Consider the following 15,712-nt stretch of genomic DNA (forward strand, 5'->3'; position numbering starts at 1 on the left):
CTTACTCGCCGTTGGCCTTCATTTTACAAATATTCGGCAATGAGCGCCTCAGCAATCTGTACGCTATTGGTCGCCGCACCTTTGCGGGTGTTATCGCTGACGATCCACAAATTTAAACCGTGTGGATGAGAAATATCTTGCCGCACGCGGCCAACATAGACGCTGTCATTGCCGCTTGCATCAGTCACCGGCGTCGGAAAATCATGGTCATCATTGATAAGCTCAACGCCAGGGGCTTGCTCGAGCAGCTGTTTAACGTGCTCAACATCCACTGGCATACGTGTTTCTAGGTGTACCGCTTCAGCATGACCGTAAAATACCGGCACGCGCACCGCTGTTGGGTTCACTAATACGCTGTCATCACCAAGAATTTTTTGCGTCTCCCACACCATTTTCATTTCTTCGCGGGTGTAGCCATTGTCCTCAAACTTATCAATTTGCGGAATGACGTTAAAAGCCATTTGCTTGCTAAAGACTTCATTTTCCATGGGCCGGCCATTCATTAAGTGCGCCGTTTGCTTAGCCAGCTCTTCCACCGCCTCTTTACCTGCCCCCGACACCGCTTGGTAGGTTGAGACGTTAATACGATCAATGCCATAGGCGTCATAGATAGGCTTCAGTGCCACCATCATCTGAATAGTGGAGCAGTTCGGATTGGCAATGATATTACGATTGCGAAAATCTGCTAGCGCTGAGCTATTCACCTCAGGCACAACCAGTGGCACATCAAACTCATAGCGAAACTCTGAGGTATTATCGATGACGATACAACCAGCCTCGGCGGCAATGGGAGCATATTTTTGTGACACGCTGCCACCAGCCGAGAACAGACCAATATGGGCATCAGCGAAGTCGAATTGCTCGACATCCAACACCTCAATGCTCTGGCCATTAAACTCAATTTCCTCACCGGCAGAGCGACTGCTGGCCAATGGATAAAGGTTATCGACCGGAAAGTTACGCTCCGCGAGCGTTTCGATAATTTGGCGACCTACGAGCCCTGTGGCTCCTAATACCGCGACGTTAAACTTTTGCGACATGCTATTTCCTCAGGCATTAAATACTGAACCCCAGTGCAGCCAGCGCACTGAGGTGAGGGTTATCACCGCGCAGCCGCAAAGTGCTGAGCTCACGGCGAACCGGATAATTCTTTCTTAGGCTATCAAAGCCCTCTGTCGCGAGTGCTTGACGCATAATGGCATCATCGCGACGAACGTCATAAATAAGGTGCACAAGCGAGCCAAGCTCCTGCAATGTCCAACTAGGGCTTAATGTGAGTTCATTTAAACTCGGCGTCGGCAGCAGCTCACTGAGGGTGGCTTCAGCGCGAATCCCCAAGTGCTGACACAACGCTTGATACAACATAAAGGTGCCTCGACCTTTACCTTCGAGGGTATGACCGCCAATATGCACCGTAGCTAAATCCACATAATTCATCAGCTCAGTAAGAATATGCGGCTCATTTTCCCACACATCTAGTACCAGATGCAGGTCATTGTCACTTTGCTGACGCGCAAGCAATGCAGCGTTATCAATCACATCACCGCGACTGGCATTAATGATCACCTTGTTGCTGGCTAAAGCCGCAATGCGCTCGGCATTGAGTAAGTGCCGCGTTTGATGACTGCCTTCTTTTACCAAGGGCACATGGAAGCTAATGATGTCTGCTTGCGCTAGCGCCTGCTCTAGTTCGTACCATTGGCCGCTGTCACCTCGCGCGGCACGCGGCGGGTCAACCAGCAAGGTTTGCACACCGATGGCGGCGAGCTTATCGGCTAAGCATTGGCCAATATTGCCGACACCGACAATAGCTACTTTCTTGGTGAATAGCGAAAACTGTTGTTGCTGCGCTAACACCAGCATGGCACTTAGCACGTATTCTGCCACCGCAATGGCATTGCAACCTGGGGCATTGGTGAAAGGAATACCACGGTTTTGCAAATACCCTTGGTCGATATGATCGATACCAATGGTCGCCGTGCCAACGAAAGAGAGTTGCGTGTTGCTATCTAGCAGCTGCTCGTTCACCTGGGTCACCGAGCGCGTTAGCAGTACATCGGCATGCTGCGCTTGTGCCGCTGTGAGTGTGCGCCCATCGAAGCGCTCGACATCGCCCAGCGGTGAAAACAATGCATCCACCAAAGGCATATTTTGATCAGCTAATATCTTCATGGCAGTTATCCCAGCCCAGTTTGGAGCGCCATTCTAATCGCCCTTGGCACACAAAGCAAAAAGCCACGCATCTGCGTGGCTTTATGATTAACAAAGCAGCAAAATTAGCCTTTGTATTTACTCATCACCAATGTGGCGTTGGTACCGCCAAAGCCGAAGCTATTCGACATCACGGTATTAAGCTCCACATCGCGGCGCTCAGTGGCTATATCCAAACCTTTTGCTTGCTCGTCCAGCTCATCAATGTTGATAGATGGCGCTACAAAGTTATTCTCTAGCATGAGCAAAGAGTAAATCGCTTCATGAACACCGGCTGCGCCGAGCGCGTGACCCGTCATTGCTTTAGTGGCGCTAATAGCCGGTGACTGCTCACCAAATAGCTCTTGAATTGCACCGAGCTCTTTGACATCACCTACTGGCGTTGAGGTGCCGTGGGTATTGAGATAGTCGACAGGACCCTGCAGGTTTTGCATCGCTTGTTTCATACAGCGAACGGCGCCCTCGCCCGATGGTGCCACCATATCGAAGCCATCAGAAGTTGCACCATAACCGGTAATTTCGGCGTAGATATGCGCGCCACGGGCCAATGCATGCTCTAGCTCTTCAACCACGACGATACCGCCGCCACCAGAGATGACAAAGCCATCTCGGTTAGCATCATAAGTACGAGACGCCTTTTCTGGCGCATCGTTATACTTGGTCGACAAGGCGCCCATAGCATCAAATTCCATCGCAAGGGTCCAGTGCAGCTCTTCACCGCCACCGGCGAAAATAACATCTTGCTTGCCTAGTTGAATCTGCTCTACCGCATGGCCAATACAATGCGCCGAGGTGGCACAGGCCGAACTGATAGAGTAATTCACACCTTTAATTTTAAACGGCGTGGCCAAACACGCCGAGGTGGTGCTAGCCATGGTGCGTGGAACCATGTATGGGCCTACCCGCTTAACTCCTTTCTCGCGAAGAATATCGGCGGCTTCCACCTGATACTTCGATGAGCCACCACCAGAGCCAACAACCAATCCGGTGCGCTCATTAGACACTTGCTCGTCGGTGAGTTTAGCGTCAGCAATGGCCTGAGCCATTGAGATATAAGAATAGGCTGCTGCATCACCCATAAAGCGGTGGGCTTTGCGGTCAACGTGATCTTTAACATTAATATCAATGTGGCCAGAGACCTGGCTACGCAAATTGTATTCTGCAAATTCAGGGTTAAAGGCAATACCACTTTTACCCGTTTTTAGAGATTCCAGTACTTCTTCTTTGTTATTACCGATGCTAGAAACAACACCGATACCCGTAATGACGGCTCTTCTCATGAGAATTTACCTTAGCTTAGATCTAAATTGCGTATAGTTTACGCGGAAACTGATTCCGAAGTGGTCATTCCAGCGTACATATGTACACTGAAATTTTCAAGCGCCCGAGATGATCTTTTAGTGACAATATACGCACCGCTGTAAAGTCGCTAAAATAGTGGGCAAAGACTTACTCAAAGAGCTAAAATGATTACCCACGCTAAAATCCATTTTAATGACTGTGGCACTCCCGTCGCCGATGATTTTGACGATGTTTACTTCTCTAATGAAGACGGCCTGGCAGAATCTGATTATGTATTTTATCAGCATAACCACATCAGTGAGCGACTATGCAGTCATCCGCGCGAGCAATTTGTCATTGCCGAAACAGGGTTTGGTACGGGTTTAAACTTTTTGAATGCATGGCAACGCTTTGCCACCCAAACAGAGAAAAAAGCCACCCGGCTGCATTTTATCTCCTTTGAAAAATTCCCTATCCAGCGTCAGGATTTAGCCCGGGCTCTAGCAGCCTGGCCGCAACTGAGCCATTACAGTGAGCAACTGGTGGCACAGTACCCCGAGGCTTTGCCTGGCTGCCATCGCCTGCACTTTGGCGAAGTTACCTTGGATTTATGGATTGGCGATGTGCTTGATAGCATCGAGCAGATGAACTTCAATCGGCATGGTCTCGTCGATGCGTGGTTTTTAGATGGCTTTGCCCCGAGTAAAAATCCTGATATGTGGCAGCAGTCTTTGTTCGATGCTATGGCACATCTTGGTCGCGAAGCCGCCACCTTTGCCACCTTCACCGCTGCAGGCTTTGTACGCCGAGGGCTGCAGCAAGCCGGGTTCAAGGTGAATAAAGTGAAAGGCTATGGCCGCAAGCGCGAGATGATAGTGGGTGAGCTTGAACATACCACCGCGACCACCAATGTTCCGGCGCCATTTGTTCGCCATACCCGCCCCTTAGATAAGGTTGCCATTGTTGGTGGTGGCATTGCTGCGGCGACATTGGCTCATCGGTTAACGGCACGCAATATTCCTTGCACCCTCTTTTGCGCTGACGACGAACTGGCTCAAGGTGCGTCACACAACAAACAAGGCGCAGTGTATCCGCACTTGCAAGCAGATGTATCGCCCTCCAGTGAGCTCTTCGCGCACAGCTTTTTATATGCCAAGCGCTTGTACGAGCAACTGGCAAACGATGTTGATTTTGCCCACCAATGGTGTGGCGTGCTGCTACAAGGCGTTAAAGAGGAAGGAAAAAAACGCCATGCCAACTTGCTCAGTAAGAACAATTGGCCGCAGTGGTTGATACAGGGTGTAGATGCGAAGCAAGCCAGCGATATTGCCGGCATTGATACTCCCTATGGTGGTTTATTCATCCCTGATGCGGGCTGGGTTAGCCCAGTAGGGCTGGTGCAGGCACTAGTCACTCAAGCCAAGCAGCAGGCGCAGCTCGACATTCACTTTGCCACTCAGGTTACGGCTGTTAATCGCGTGGGTGAGCGGTGGCAGTTGCTGTGCAAAAACCAGGGCTATGACGACTTTAGCGATGTGTTTATTTGTATGGGGGAGCACTCCACTGAGCTGTTGCCAAAGAACGAGTTGGCGCTACAAAGTGTGCGCGGTCAAGTGTCACACCTGAGCGCCAGCGATAACTCGCGCAAGCTCAACACTGTGCTTTGCCACAAAGGGTATTTTACACCGGCTTACGATGGCAGCCATTGTATGGGCGCAACCTTTGAAAAAGACACCCAAGCGCGAGATATTCGCGATGCTGATGATCGCACTAATTGGCAACAATTTGCCGGGTTTTATGGTGATTGCGACTGGACTCAAGAGTTGCAGGATATTAACGGTGCCAAAGCCGCTATTCGCGCGACCCTCGCCGATCATTTGCCTATTATTGGGCAATATGCGCAACAAGACGATTATATAGCGGCCTTCCCTTTGCTACCTAAAGGACAGTGGCAAGGCCAGCAACCACTGCGTCATCAAAACCCTGGTTTACACTTGTTTACTGGCTTAGGGGCACGAGGCTTATGCACGGCTCCCCTGTGCGCCGAGAGCTTAGTTGCCAGCCTATGTGACGAGCCGTTACCGATTTCAAATCGTGTCGATCAGGCCCTGCACCCTGCCCGTTTCATTATTCGCGACCTAAAGCGCGGACAAATAAAGTGATTTTTGGTTAAATATAGGTTAAATTTTATAATATAAAGATGTGTTTATAATCGGAGTGAAACCATGAATAACGCTTTTCGCCGACTAGCTACCACCCTTGCAGGAAGTGTTTTGGTAGCGGCGAGCAACCTAGCCTATGCGGACTTGTCTTTGCTACCTTTGCCAGAAGATTTTACCACCCGCATGACCGTGGAAAAGAAATACCCCATGGTGCTTGATGGTTTCACTCAACTCAGTGACAACGAAGTCACTGATTTTTATCAGAGTAAGCTGGGTGAGCCGTTGAATATTACCAGTGATATTGGCCGCTTTACCTTGTTTTATGATGTAAACGGCCATCCGGTACGCATTAGTGTGTATCAACGTGATGAGTGGACAGAAATCAGTGCCATGGTCAGCGCCGCTAACGAATAAGCTACGCTGATGAGCCTTATGGCTTAGCTATTTGAATCACTACGCGACGGTTTTTGCCGCGACCAATCACCGTCTCGTTTGGAGCCACATGGCGCTTCTCGCCAAACCCCGTAGTCACCAACTTACCTTCATCTACACCTAACTCTTTAATATACTCGGCAATCGCCGCCGCACGGCGTTTAGAAAGTTCGAGGTTATTCCAACGTCCACCATAGCTATCGGTATAGGCCGAGATCATCACCGACTCTATTTCTTTGTCATGCTTGAGGTACTCACCTATCTGTGCGAGGCGCTTTTTCGATGATTTGGTCAACTCGCTGGAGTTTTTCTTGTAGTTCATCACCGTAAACGCGATATCTTCAAAACTAAAAGGCAATAATCCGTCACGACATTGTAAAAACGCCCAATACGCTTGCTTAAAATTAACCGACGATAAGCCCACCGAAACCTGATCACGGGCGTTACGCCAGTCTTGGTAGTAAAAAGTGGGATGATTGCCCTTTTCTAGCTCTGAGAGCATCTCCCAGGCCGTGCTGTCACCGAGCTCGCCATCGAATTGCCGCAGTAGCTCCATTGACGCTAACGCTTTCGCATGGGTGCCTGGGCGCCAGCTTGGCGGCACCGCTTCCAATGCAGCTAGGTCATAATTATTGGGGCGAACAACCATGTCCAAATTAAAGTTTAAGGCTTTATTTTTGCTGGCATGAGCGCGGAATATGGCTTCGCCATAATAGGGAACTTCATGATTAAGTTGGCACTGTAAACGCGAGTTTTCTACCAAGGTCCAATGCGAGGACTGTGCTGAAGCCTCATAGCTGCGCATCGCCGCCTGCGCCTGAGCGCTTAACAACACACTCAATGCAATTAATGAAAACCTAATCATGATGTGAACATACCTCGTCGAACCATTGACGCTTTTACCGTGTACGAAACGCAATGCAATACTTGTACCACAGAAAACGAACTTGATGGCACTATGGCGTGATTAATTTTACCTTAGCCCCTGTTGGCATGGCGCAGTTTTTGCCATAATAGCCGGCCTTTATTGGCTTTGGGCAGTATTATGGCAGACACAGAACCAACACGCTTTGCACAGCGCTTTCGCGGCTTCTTCCCTGTAGTTATCGACGTGGAAACCGCTGGCTTTAATAAAAATACCGACGCATTGCTTGAAATTGCTGTCACCACATTAAAAATGGATGAGCAAGGCTACTTGCACTTAGACCAAACGCAACACTTTCATGTTGACCCTTTTGAAGGGGCAAACATCGAGCAATCGGCTATTGAGTTTAATGGTATCGACCCTTTCTCACCTTTGCGTGGCGCGGTGGATGAAAGCGAAGCAATGAAAAGTATCTGTAAATTTGTACGCAAAGCGCAAAAAGACGCCGGCTGCCAACGCTCCGTGGTGGTTGCCCATAATGCCGCCTTTGATCATGGCTTTTTAAATGCGGCTATTGAGCGCTGTAAAATTAAACGCACGCCATTTCACCCTTTTGTAAGCTTTGACACCACGTCGCTGGCCGGATTAGCGTTGGGACAAACGGTACTGGCAAAAGCGTGTCGCACTGCGGGAATTGAGTTTGATAATGCCCAAGCGCACAGCGCCTTGTATGATACAGAGCGTACCGCTGAGCTGTTCTGCTTTATCGTTAACAAATGGCAAAGCTTGGGAGGCTGGCCGCTCGCTAGTACCGAGACTAGCGAAGAGCCTACACCGCCGGCAAATACCGAAGGCGTCTAAGGCCGCATGTGCCTTAAAGTGGAAATTGTTGAGTGATTTTGCCTTCACTCAATAGCGCCGAATGTGGCGGATAGATACGCGATATCTGCGTTGTATCATGGGCAATTTTCAGCTCCACTCCAGGGTGCATTAAGTCATTTACCCGCACACGGCTCGTGCCCAACAACATATTAATGCGCTGTTGCACGAGTCGCTTTTTCTTCTCTAACCCTTGCTTGATGGCCACCCACTGAGCTTCATGCTTATCCAAATGTGCGCACTGACGTTTGCGTTTGTCATTATCCGCCTCTTTTAAGGCCTTTTTACGAAGCACCTGTAAGGCAGCAAACTTCTCGTTAATGCGTTTTTGCTGTTCAGCTAAGGTTTTACGCTTTTGTTTTAGTTCATAGTAATACTGACCCAGATACACTTTAGTGCGTGTACCCGATGGCGCACCTAACTCGCCAGTTTCTATGCGCAAAGCATTGCTGACAAAGCCACCAATCAACTTGCCTCGGGGGGTTTTGCCCCGGCCAACACGAATTAAGCGCCGAGCGCTTAGCTCACAGTGCAGTGCTTGGCGGTCGATAAAGATATCTTGCTGCGATTGAATATCACTGTATTGAGCATAGCCAATAGAGACACTGCGTTTAGCTTGAATACGGCAACTACAGGGTTCAGACTCGTCTCGTTTGCGTCCGATCACGCCCTTAACGACGGTGATCTCATTGTCGCTTTGTAGCGTTGCCGATTCGACAAAGCCCAAGACGGTGATATCACCAGTGGCGACAATTTGCATCGCATCTTTTACATCGCCGCTGACAATCACACTGCCCTCGAAGCGAATATGCCCCGTTGTTGCATCAACAAAGTCGTAGCACAGCACGTCGTCCACTCGCACACCCCGAGCAAGTGCAACCGGCACCCCGACAGCGTCGGCCACCAAGAGGTTCTCATTGTCACTATCTAGACGCGTGCCTTCCATGACCTCAAGCGGAAACTGTCGACCAGGTTTAGGCGCAAGTTGCTCACCAAATAAATTGTATCCAGGTTCCCCTGCCGTTGCTGGCACTCTTTGCATTAACGGGCTACCCGGCTTCACAGTAATAATATCGCCAAGGTCGCGCATATCCACCTTGCCATTTTCAGCTTCTTTCGGACATAAAACGCGATCTTGAGCAGTGGCGCATAGACGAATAAAACGTGCATCTTCACCACTTTTGGCTTTACGCCCAACAGCAACAATTGCCGTGGCACGCCCCCCTGGTGGCAGCTCAAACTGCTTTGCTAGCAATAACTCAAGAGCTTTACGACTAATACCTTTTTTAATTCCAGCTTCACGAAGTTGGCGCACAGCGTTGTCTAAATCTAAAATTTCACCACCACGAGCGCAGATAAGCTCGCCCTCTGCCATCATCAGTAGTTCATCGATGTTAACATTAAGACGAGCATTAACTGCCCGCGCTACAACACGTGACTGACTAGACTTAGACGGATTAAATAATGCCGCGATATTGGCATCAAGGATTTCGCAGTCGGCATAAGGCGATTGCGCCAGTAATTCCATAAGCTGAGTAGCGCTGGCAGGTACTGAGCCATTCATGGGGTGATCAATTAAGCTCACCTCGCCACTGAGCTTATCAAAGGCAAATAGGGACACGTTATTTTACTTCCAAGAAGCGCCCAGCAAGTGGACACGATTTTATTATTAGTGTTTTTGCATCGAGCGCTATTTGACCATACTCATACTTAATTGTTAAGTAATTGTTCATACTCTTTTCGCAGTTGTTATAGCAAATGTGTTGTTTTTGCACAGGGAATAGGCAAACACGCCTGATTTATAAGAAATTCAGTTGCTTTCGCTTGTAGTAGGGTCTTGCTCTCAGTTATACTTGTGGATACTGAAACGTATTTCAGGGGCTGATTAGGATTCGACGGGATTCAAGACGCCTGAGGTGCATGTCGAGGTGCGGTTGGCCTCGTAAAAAAGCCGCATTTTAAAGTAATCGCAAACGACGATAACTACGCTCTAGCGGCATAATAGCCCGCTAGCACTTCTCCGGTGTATGTCTGTGGACCCGGTTCTGAAGTGTCACCCTACACAGACTCGCTACGGAAACCCTGGCCGGGGTTGAAGGGTTAAAACTAAGCGGCCTCGCCTTTGTTTATCGTGTGCGTCCGAGACTCAAGGGTTAACCAAAAGACGACACTAAACATGTAGGACCGATGGTCGAGGTTTTCCGGACGGGGGTTCAAATCCCCCCAGCTCCACCACTTCACTGTTCGATTAAGTTCGAAAACGTTTAAAACCCCGCTGAGAATCAACACTTAGCGGGTTTTTTAATGCCTGTAATGTACGCCCACGTTTTTTGAAATTCAGTTGTTTATGTACTGCTTCATGTACTAAGTTAGTACATAGTGTTCGTTCTCGTAGTACGTCGCTGCACCAAAGCCTTAAGTTTAAAGGTCTTCAGGGAATAGAGATATGGCAAAAACGGTTAAACCACTTAACGACACACAACTCAAAAACATCAAGCCCACTGATAAGGTGCCTATTCAGCAGTAAAGATTAGAGACAATCACGGCTCACAAATTATAAATTTCTAAGCTACCTGTTCGGCAGTGAAGGCCCGTTGTTATCGTACATCAGAAATTTAAACTTTCTAAGCTGCCTGTTCGGCAGTGAAGATTTCTAGCGCATACGTCCTCGGTGATTTACATTTCTAAGCTGCCTGTTCGGCAGTGAAGATTCTTTTTAATAAGCGATTCCGATAATTTAGCTTTCTAAGCTGCCTGTTCGGCAGTGAAGACTATTACGGTGAAATGGCCTCATTCACACAATTTCTAAGCTGCCTGTTCGGCAGTGAAGTAGAGACGATATAAGGGGGCCATTTTTCTTTGTTTCTAAGCTGCCTGTTCGGCAGTGAAGATATTGAATTCCATGAGAATACAGGCTCTACATTTCTAAGCTGCCTGTTCGGCAGTGAAGGCTTAAATGTCGTTAGCTGGTTTGTTCAAATGTTTCTAAGCTGCCTGTTCGGCAGTGAAGGAATGCATACATGCAGTGGATTCGTGTTTCAATTTCTAAGCTGCCTGTTCGGCAGTGAAGCATTACTGTAAATTTCACAGCTTATTTAACTATTTCTAAGCTGCCTGTTCGGCAGTGAAGTAGCTTCTCTGCTGAGCTTTCGCTTTCATCTATTTCTAAGCTGCCTGTTCGGCAGTGAAGAAATAGAGTCGCCTACCCTCCCACCTCCATGTTTTCTAAGCTGCCTGTTCGGCAGTGAAGGCCATCTAAGGGCACACCTTTTTTATTGACTCTTTCTAAGCTGCCTGTTCGGCAGTGAAGCGATTGAATTGCCGCTTACTTATGACATTGATTTTCTAAGCTGCCTGTTCGGCAGTGAAGAAAAAATTAAGTATGCCTTCGATTGTTGAGTTTTTCTAAGCTGCCTGTTCGGCAGTGAAGAATAGCCACTGCGCTCCTGTGAACATGCGTGTTTTCTAAGCTGCCTGTTCGGCAGTGAAGACGGCAATCTGCTGAGTGCTTCGAGCTTTTCGTTTCTAAGCTGCCTGTTCGGCAGTGAAGGTCGGTGTTCATAGCGTTTGCTACCTCACATTTTTCTAAGCTGCCTGTTCGGCAGTGAAGGCTGATAAGCTCACATCGCCATTGGCGTTGATTTTCTAAGCTGCCTGTTCGGCAGTGAAGTCAACGATGCAGCCTACACTTGAGGCGCTAGCTTTCTAAGCTGCCTGTTCGGCAGTGAAGTACCGACTTAACGGATGACTACCCTGAAAGCTTTTCTAAGCTGCCTGTTCGGCAGTGAAGAATCAGCTGTCGATTATGAAATCTTTTTCGACTTTCTAAGCTGCCTGTTCGGCAGTGAAGGCCATAACTCATATGTGCCACGTACCTTTGTTTTTCTAAGCTGCCTGTTCGGCAGTGAAGAAGGTTGGATTGGGAGCTATGTCTTAACAACATTTCTAAGCTGCCTGTTCGGCAGTGAAGTCACACGGCCATGCAGTATGAAAAGGCAGGAATTTCTAAGCTGCCTGTTCGGCAGTGAAGCTGTGAAGTTGGTTCCGAAACGTAATTGATTCTTTCTAAGCTGCCTGTTCGGCAGTGAAGAATTAGATAAAATCGAAGTGGCAGACCGCCTATTTCTAAGCTGCCTGTTCGGCAGTGAAGGACCAATCACGGCTTAAAGAATCCTGTTTAGGTTTCTAAGCTGCCTGTTCGGCAGTGAAGAACATGCACGCAACGAACACCGACTTTGCTCGTTTCTAAGCTGCCTGTTCGGCAGTGAAGTATTTGAAGTTCTCAAAATCTCTGACACATCATTTCTAAGCTGCCTGTTCGGCAGTGAAGAATGCTGAACTGCACGAAGTAATTATTCAATTTTTCTAAGCTGCCTGTTCGGCAGTGAAGAACAGGGTCGCCGCCGCTGTTGCCGTGACTTATTTCTAAGCTGCCTGTTCGGCAGTGAAGAACATGCACGCAACGAACACCGACTTTGCTCGTTTCTAAGCTGCCTGTTCGGCAGTGAAGTATTTGAAGTTCTCAAAATCTCTGACACATCATTTCTAAGCTGCCTGTTCGGCAGTGAAGAATGCTGAACTGCACGAAGTAATTATTCAATTTTTCTAAGCTGCCTGTTCGGCAGTGAAGAACAGGGTCGCCGCCGCTGTTGCCGTGACTTATTTCTAAGCTGCCTGTTCGGCAGTGAAGTCATCTCTGGTGAAACAGAATTTTTAGTGTTATTTCTAAGCTGCCTGTTCGGCAGTGAAGAACGCCGAACTGCAAAACGTCATTTTCAATTTTTTCTAAGCTGCCTGTTCGGCAGTGAAGCTTGAAAGAACCGAGATGAAGCAGGACGAGCTTTTCTAAGCTGCCTGTTCGGCAGTGAAGATTGGCACTTGCTCTTATGGATGAAACCAGAGTTTCTAAGCTGCCTGTTCGGCAGTGAAGATTCGCCAAAACCGACAGCCACGCTGATGACATTTCTAAGCTGCCTGTTCGGCAGTGAAGGGCGATATACCCAACTGCCGAACCCTTGGCTGTTTCTAAGCTGCCTGTTCGGCAGTGAAGTATAGAGTAAACGGAAAAAAGTAAGTTGCAACAAGCTATTAAGATAAAAAACCAATTTTTACCTTATTTTTATAGCATGTTGCAACACACTGTATTTTATGCAAATTTTTAAAGAGCAAAAATAAAGGGGAAAAGTCCCCTTTTATTTGTTAAAACTGAGGCACGCACCCATTCACATTTTCCTCATTTGACTTTGAACTCAATCCGTAACAGTCAAATGTACCGTTTGACTTACCAGTAAACTCTTGCAACTTGATAAACAAAGGATATTTACTATTAATGTCTGGTGAACGTTGCTTTGTTTGTTGACTGTGCAAATAAACAAAAGGTAAGTCACATTTTGAAGAAGGTTTAGTTCTTTCTAACTCTGCTAAGCATTCAACTAAAGGCTTACCACTTTTAGCTGACCACCGTTCAGCCTTTTCTTGCATCTCACGCTCAATGCGTTCAGGTGATTTAACATGCTGACGAGTAAAACTCACCCATGTTACGTCTTCTGGTACTGGTTTTATGGCTTTTATATGACAATAGTCTTCAAGACGAGTTAACCATTTATTAATGGATAACGTTTCTAAGTGTGTCTGCTCTTTTGCAAACAATCGCAGCTTATTGCCGAGCGGAAAGCCTTTTTGACCATAATTAGGAAAGCCAACAGCGACCCCAGATTGGTTAGGTGCGACCTTGTTTTCTACAAGTGCAATATGCACTTGCTGAAACACATTTTGCCATATAAATCCGAGCGGTATTTCAGCCTCTGGCAGCAAGGTGATTTCTTGGTAGTAGTTCATCGCGACTCCTTATTCCCCAAACACACCACCACGGATCAGCATGGCCATTACATAGTGTTGTTGTTCCATTGAGGGCGCTTTGCCTTTCAGTAACCAAGCATCTAATAAGTTGTAAAAGTCGGTTTTTTCTTTTGGCTGGCGATATGCCGCACCACGGTTGGTTACCGAACCATAAGGTTCAACCGCAATCGCACCTATTTCATCGGCTTGTGGGTGCCAAGTATCAATGGTACGTAGGGCATTACCAATTTTTTGTGAGTGCATCGCTGCTTGCCCATCAAGTTGATACAAAAACTTACTCTTATCCCCTTTGCCACCACCCATGACTAACTCTTGTGATGGGAACACCGCTTGACCTTGGCCTAATTGGCTGTAAGCCTCAACTTTGATAAACGCATGTTGCTCAATCAAGCCTTGTTGAATCATTTGTGTCAACTCATTGAGCTGCTCGTTGTCATCAAATGCTTTTAAGCTGAACTCATAGCTATCGAAACTAAATTGTTTTTCGCCAACGCTAACAACCACTTTAACTTGCTCTGCACCAACACGATTGCGCCATAAAAAGCGCCCATTTGCGATGTTATGAGCATAACGCTTGGCTAGCTCTTTGAACTCAGTCTCTATTTGATACTGCTTCACAATCTCGCCCAGCGCAGCTTGATAAGTAGGGTCGTTACAGGTCGAGGGTACATGTAAGTCACCCAATACTCTTAAAGTAAATACCAGCTTGAGCGCATCACAATCATGAGGTAAAGCGGCTACATCTACAGTTTGCAAGTTCGCCTTCGAAACTTCAGCGTCTAGTTTCGCTGGGTCATTCGCCGTTGCAGCTTTTAATCTGTTTGAAATAGTGCCTCTAACCGCCTTTTCACCAACTAAGATCGGTTGCCAGGTATCCGCGCCCAAATTACCTGCAAACATTAGTGCGTCTGAAGGAATGAGCTTTGCTTCAAAAGCCAATACTGATGGGGTTTTTAGTTTTACGTCTGCCATAATTAAATCTCCATATTCTTAATAATTATCAGGGTTAAATGCTGCTTCGCTGTCGATGAAGTCAGGCTCAATAATGGGTTGTTTCAATTCGTTTGTGGTCGCAATGTACCACGGATGATTATCGGTATAGCGCCAAAGAGCTGTTTCGATGTGATGAAGGCGATGCACACTTTGCCACTCCCCCACACTGTAAGCAGTTTCTGCAAAGGTCACTGGCACCGTGTTGTCTCGTACATTGGCAACCTCACCGGCTTCATACAAAGGTGAAATTGCACAAAAACCTGTGGCAATCGGAACTAAATAGCCTGCATTCGGCTTGGGTACGTATTCCCAATTGGCTTTGACTATTGCCTGCTCTGCCTCAACAGTATCTTCTGTTTGTTGATGTTCACTTGGGTTTGCACGATAAGTTAATGTTGCAAAATCACACCAAGCATCAAATAAACACACATCGTCTTGCTCGGCTTTTCGCTGTTCAAAGTGCGCTGCAAGGTATTCGTGGCGATCCATAAGTACAAAGCCCGGCATTAAACGGCGCAATGCATAAGCTTGTTGCTCTTCGGTATTTAACAGTTCACACGCTTCAAACCCGAGTATTTGGCCACCAGCCAGTCTTAACATTGGGATCAATCGCTTTAAATGCGCTTTAAGATCGGTTTCTGTCAGGGTATCAGCTACTATCAGCCCTTTTACTTCAACTAATAAAGATATTTGCATATTCATGCGGCCTTCTTCATTAATTGAGGCTGTTTTTAAATTACCTTTCTTGTCATATAGATCAGCATTGGATTTTACTTTTTTACAAAGTGGGTTACGGGTTAATGCAAACACATAATCGCCCCACCCTTTAGGTTGGCGGGCATGCACCTGATTTTTATGGCTGATAACCACCACGCCACCTAAATTAACATTTAAGCTTGCTGGTAATTTTCTTGAAAGTGCATGCGCAAATCCTAAGAAGTTGGTAATTGCAGGAAAACCATAGGTAAGCCCTGCAATGGCATTGGCGTTTTGCACATTAAGCTTTTTAATTAATATATATTGGCTCATA

At 47.3% G+C, this 15,712-nt stretch carries 11 protein-coding genes, 1 other RNA gene and 1 CRISPR repeat array; of the genes, 4 read left to right on the forward strand and 8 right to left on the reverse strand.

Annotated elements, in window-relative coordinates; genetic code table 11:
* Positions 1–23 precede the first annotated feature (23 nt).
* The 3 genes from MHM94_RS14345 to fabB all read right to left on the reverse strand — a co-directional run bounded on the left by MHM94_RS14345 (position 24) and on the right by fabB (position 3,491).
* The gene (locus tag MHM94_RS14345; protein WP_053910370.1) at positions 24–1,040 is read right to left on the reverse strand and encodes an aspartate-semialdehyde dehydrogenase; all 1,017 of its coding nucleotides are present in this window, start codon (positions 1,038–1,040) and stop codon (positions 24–26) included.
* 16 nt (positions 1,041–1,056) lie between these two features.
* Positions 1,057–2,172 (reverse strand): 4-phosphoerythronate dehydrogenase, encoded by a 1,116-nt coding sequence (locus MHM94_RS14350; RefSeq protein WP_045978127.1) that lies wholly within the window; start codon positions 2,170–2,172, stop codon positions 1,057–1,059.
* Positions 2,173–2,276: 104 nt separating this feature from the next.
* Positions 2,277–3,491 (reverse strand): beta-ketoacyl-ACP synthase I, encoded by a 1,215-nt coding sequence (fabB, locus tag MHM94_RS14355; RefSeq protein ID WP_022945657.1) that lies wholly within the window; start codon positions 3,489–3,491, stop codon positions 2,277–2,279.
* Between the two features lie 186 nt (positions 3,492–3,677).
* Here fabB and mnmC point away from each other — a divergent pair, with 186 nt between their 5' ends.
* Both mnmC and MHM94_RS14365 read left to right on the forward strand, forming a co-directional pair.
* Positions 3,678–5,654 carry a bifunctional tRNA (5-methylaminomethyl-2-thiouridine)(34)-methyltransferase MnmD/FAD-dependent 5-carboxymethylaminomethyl-2-thiouridine(34) oxidoreductase MnmC gene (mnmC, locus tag MHM94_RS14360; RefSeq protein WP_235419679.1) on the forward strand — a complete coding sequence of 659 codons (1,977 nt, stop codon included), beginning with the start codon at positions 3,678–3,680 and terminating at the stop codon, positions 5,652–5,654.
* A 63-nt stretch (positions 5,655–5,717) separates the two neighbouring features.
* Positions 5,718–6,068, forward strand: a complete 351-nt coding sequence (locus MHM94_RS14365; protein WP_235419680.1) for a hypothetical protein — start codon at positions 5,718–5,720, stop codon at positions 6,066–6,068.
* Between the two features lie 16 nt (positions 6,069–6,084).
* Here the strand turns inward: MHM94_RS14365 and MHM94_RS14370 are convergent, their stop codons facing one another.
* A complete protein-coding gene (locus MHM94_RS14370) occupies positions 6,085–6,951 on the reverse strand; it encodes an OmpA family protein (RefSeq protein ID WP_045978129.1) in 867 nt (288 codons plus the stop codon).
* 180 nt (positions 6,952–7,131) lie between these two features.
* On the opposite strand from MHM94_RS14370, the gene rnt reads away from it, so the two are divergent.
* Positions 7,132–7,812 (forward strand): ribonuclease T, encoded by a 681-nt coding sequence (gene rnt, locus MHM94_RS14375; RefSeq protein WP_026111206.1) that lies wholly within the window; start codon positions 7,132–7,134, stop codon positions 7,810–7,812.
* Between the two features lie 13 nt (positions 7,813–7,825).
* Here rnt and MHM94_RS14380 read toward each other — a convergent pair whose 3' ends face one another.
* The gene (locus MHM94_RS14380; protein ID WP_235419681.1) at positions 7,826–9,451 is read right to left on the reverse strand and encodes a FapA family protein; all 1,626 of its coding nucleotides are present in this window, start codon (positions 9,449–9,451) and stop codon (positions 7,826–7,828) included.
* A 256-nt stretch (positions 9,452–9,707) separates the two neighbouring features.
* Here MHM94_RS14380 and ssrA point away from each other — a divergent pair.
* Positions 9,708–10,065: a transfer-messenger RNA gene (gene ssrA / locus MHM94_RS14385) on the forward strand.
* A 266-nt stretch (positions 10,066–10,331) separates the two neighbouring features.
* A CRISPR array of direct repeats spans positions 10,332–12,880; the repeat unit is 28 nt; unit sequence TTTCTAAGCTGCCTGTTCGGCAGTGAAG.
* Positions 12,881–13,029: 149 nt separating this feature from the next.
* Here the strand turns inward: ssrA and cas6f are convergent.
* From cas6f to csy2, 3 genes are read right to left on the reverse strand one after another with little or no spacing between them, the layout of a single operon-like run.
* Positions 13,030–13,668: a type I-F CRISPR-associated endoribonuclease Cas6/Csy4 gene (gene cas6f / locus MHM94_RS14390; RefSeq protein WP_235419682.1), complete on the reverse strand. Its 639-nt coding sequence runs from the start codon at positions 13,666–13,668 to the stop codon at positions 13,030–13,032.
* A 9-nt stretch (positions 13,669–13,677) separates the two neighbouring features.
* Positions 13,678–14,661, reverse strand: a complete 984-nt coding sequence (gene csy3, locus MHM94_RS14395) for a type I-F CRISPR-associated protein Csy3 (RefSeq protein WP_235419683.1) — start codon at positions 14,659–14,661, stop codon at positions 13,678–13,680.
* Positions 14,662–14,679: 18 nt separating this feature from the next.
* On the reverse strand, positions 14,680–15,711 hold the full coding sequence (csy2, locus tag MHM94_RS14400) for a type I-F CRISPR-associated protein Csy2 (protein WP_235419684.1): 1,032 nt from the start codon (positions 15,709–15,711) through the stop codon (positions 14,680–14,682).
* Between the last annotated feature and the right edge of the window lies 1 nt (position 15,712).

It is taken from the genome of Pseudoalteromonas sp. CNAT2-18.1 (assembly GCF_022347865.1).
Classification (GTDB): Bacteria; Pseudomonadota; Gammaproteobacteria; order Enterobacterales; family Alteromonadaceae; genus Pseudoalteromonas; species Pseudoalteromonas ruthenica.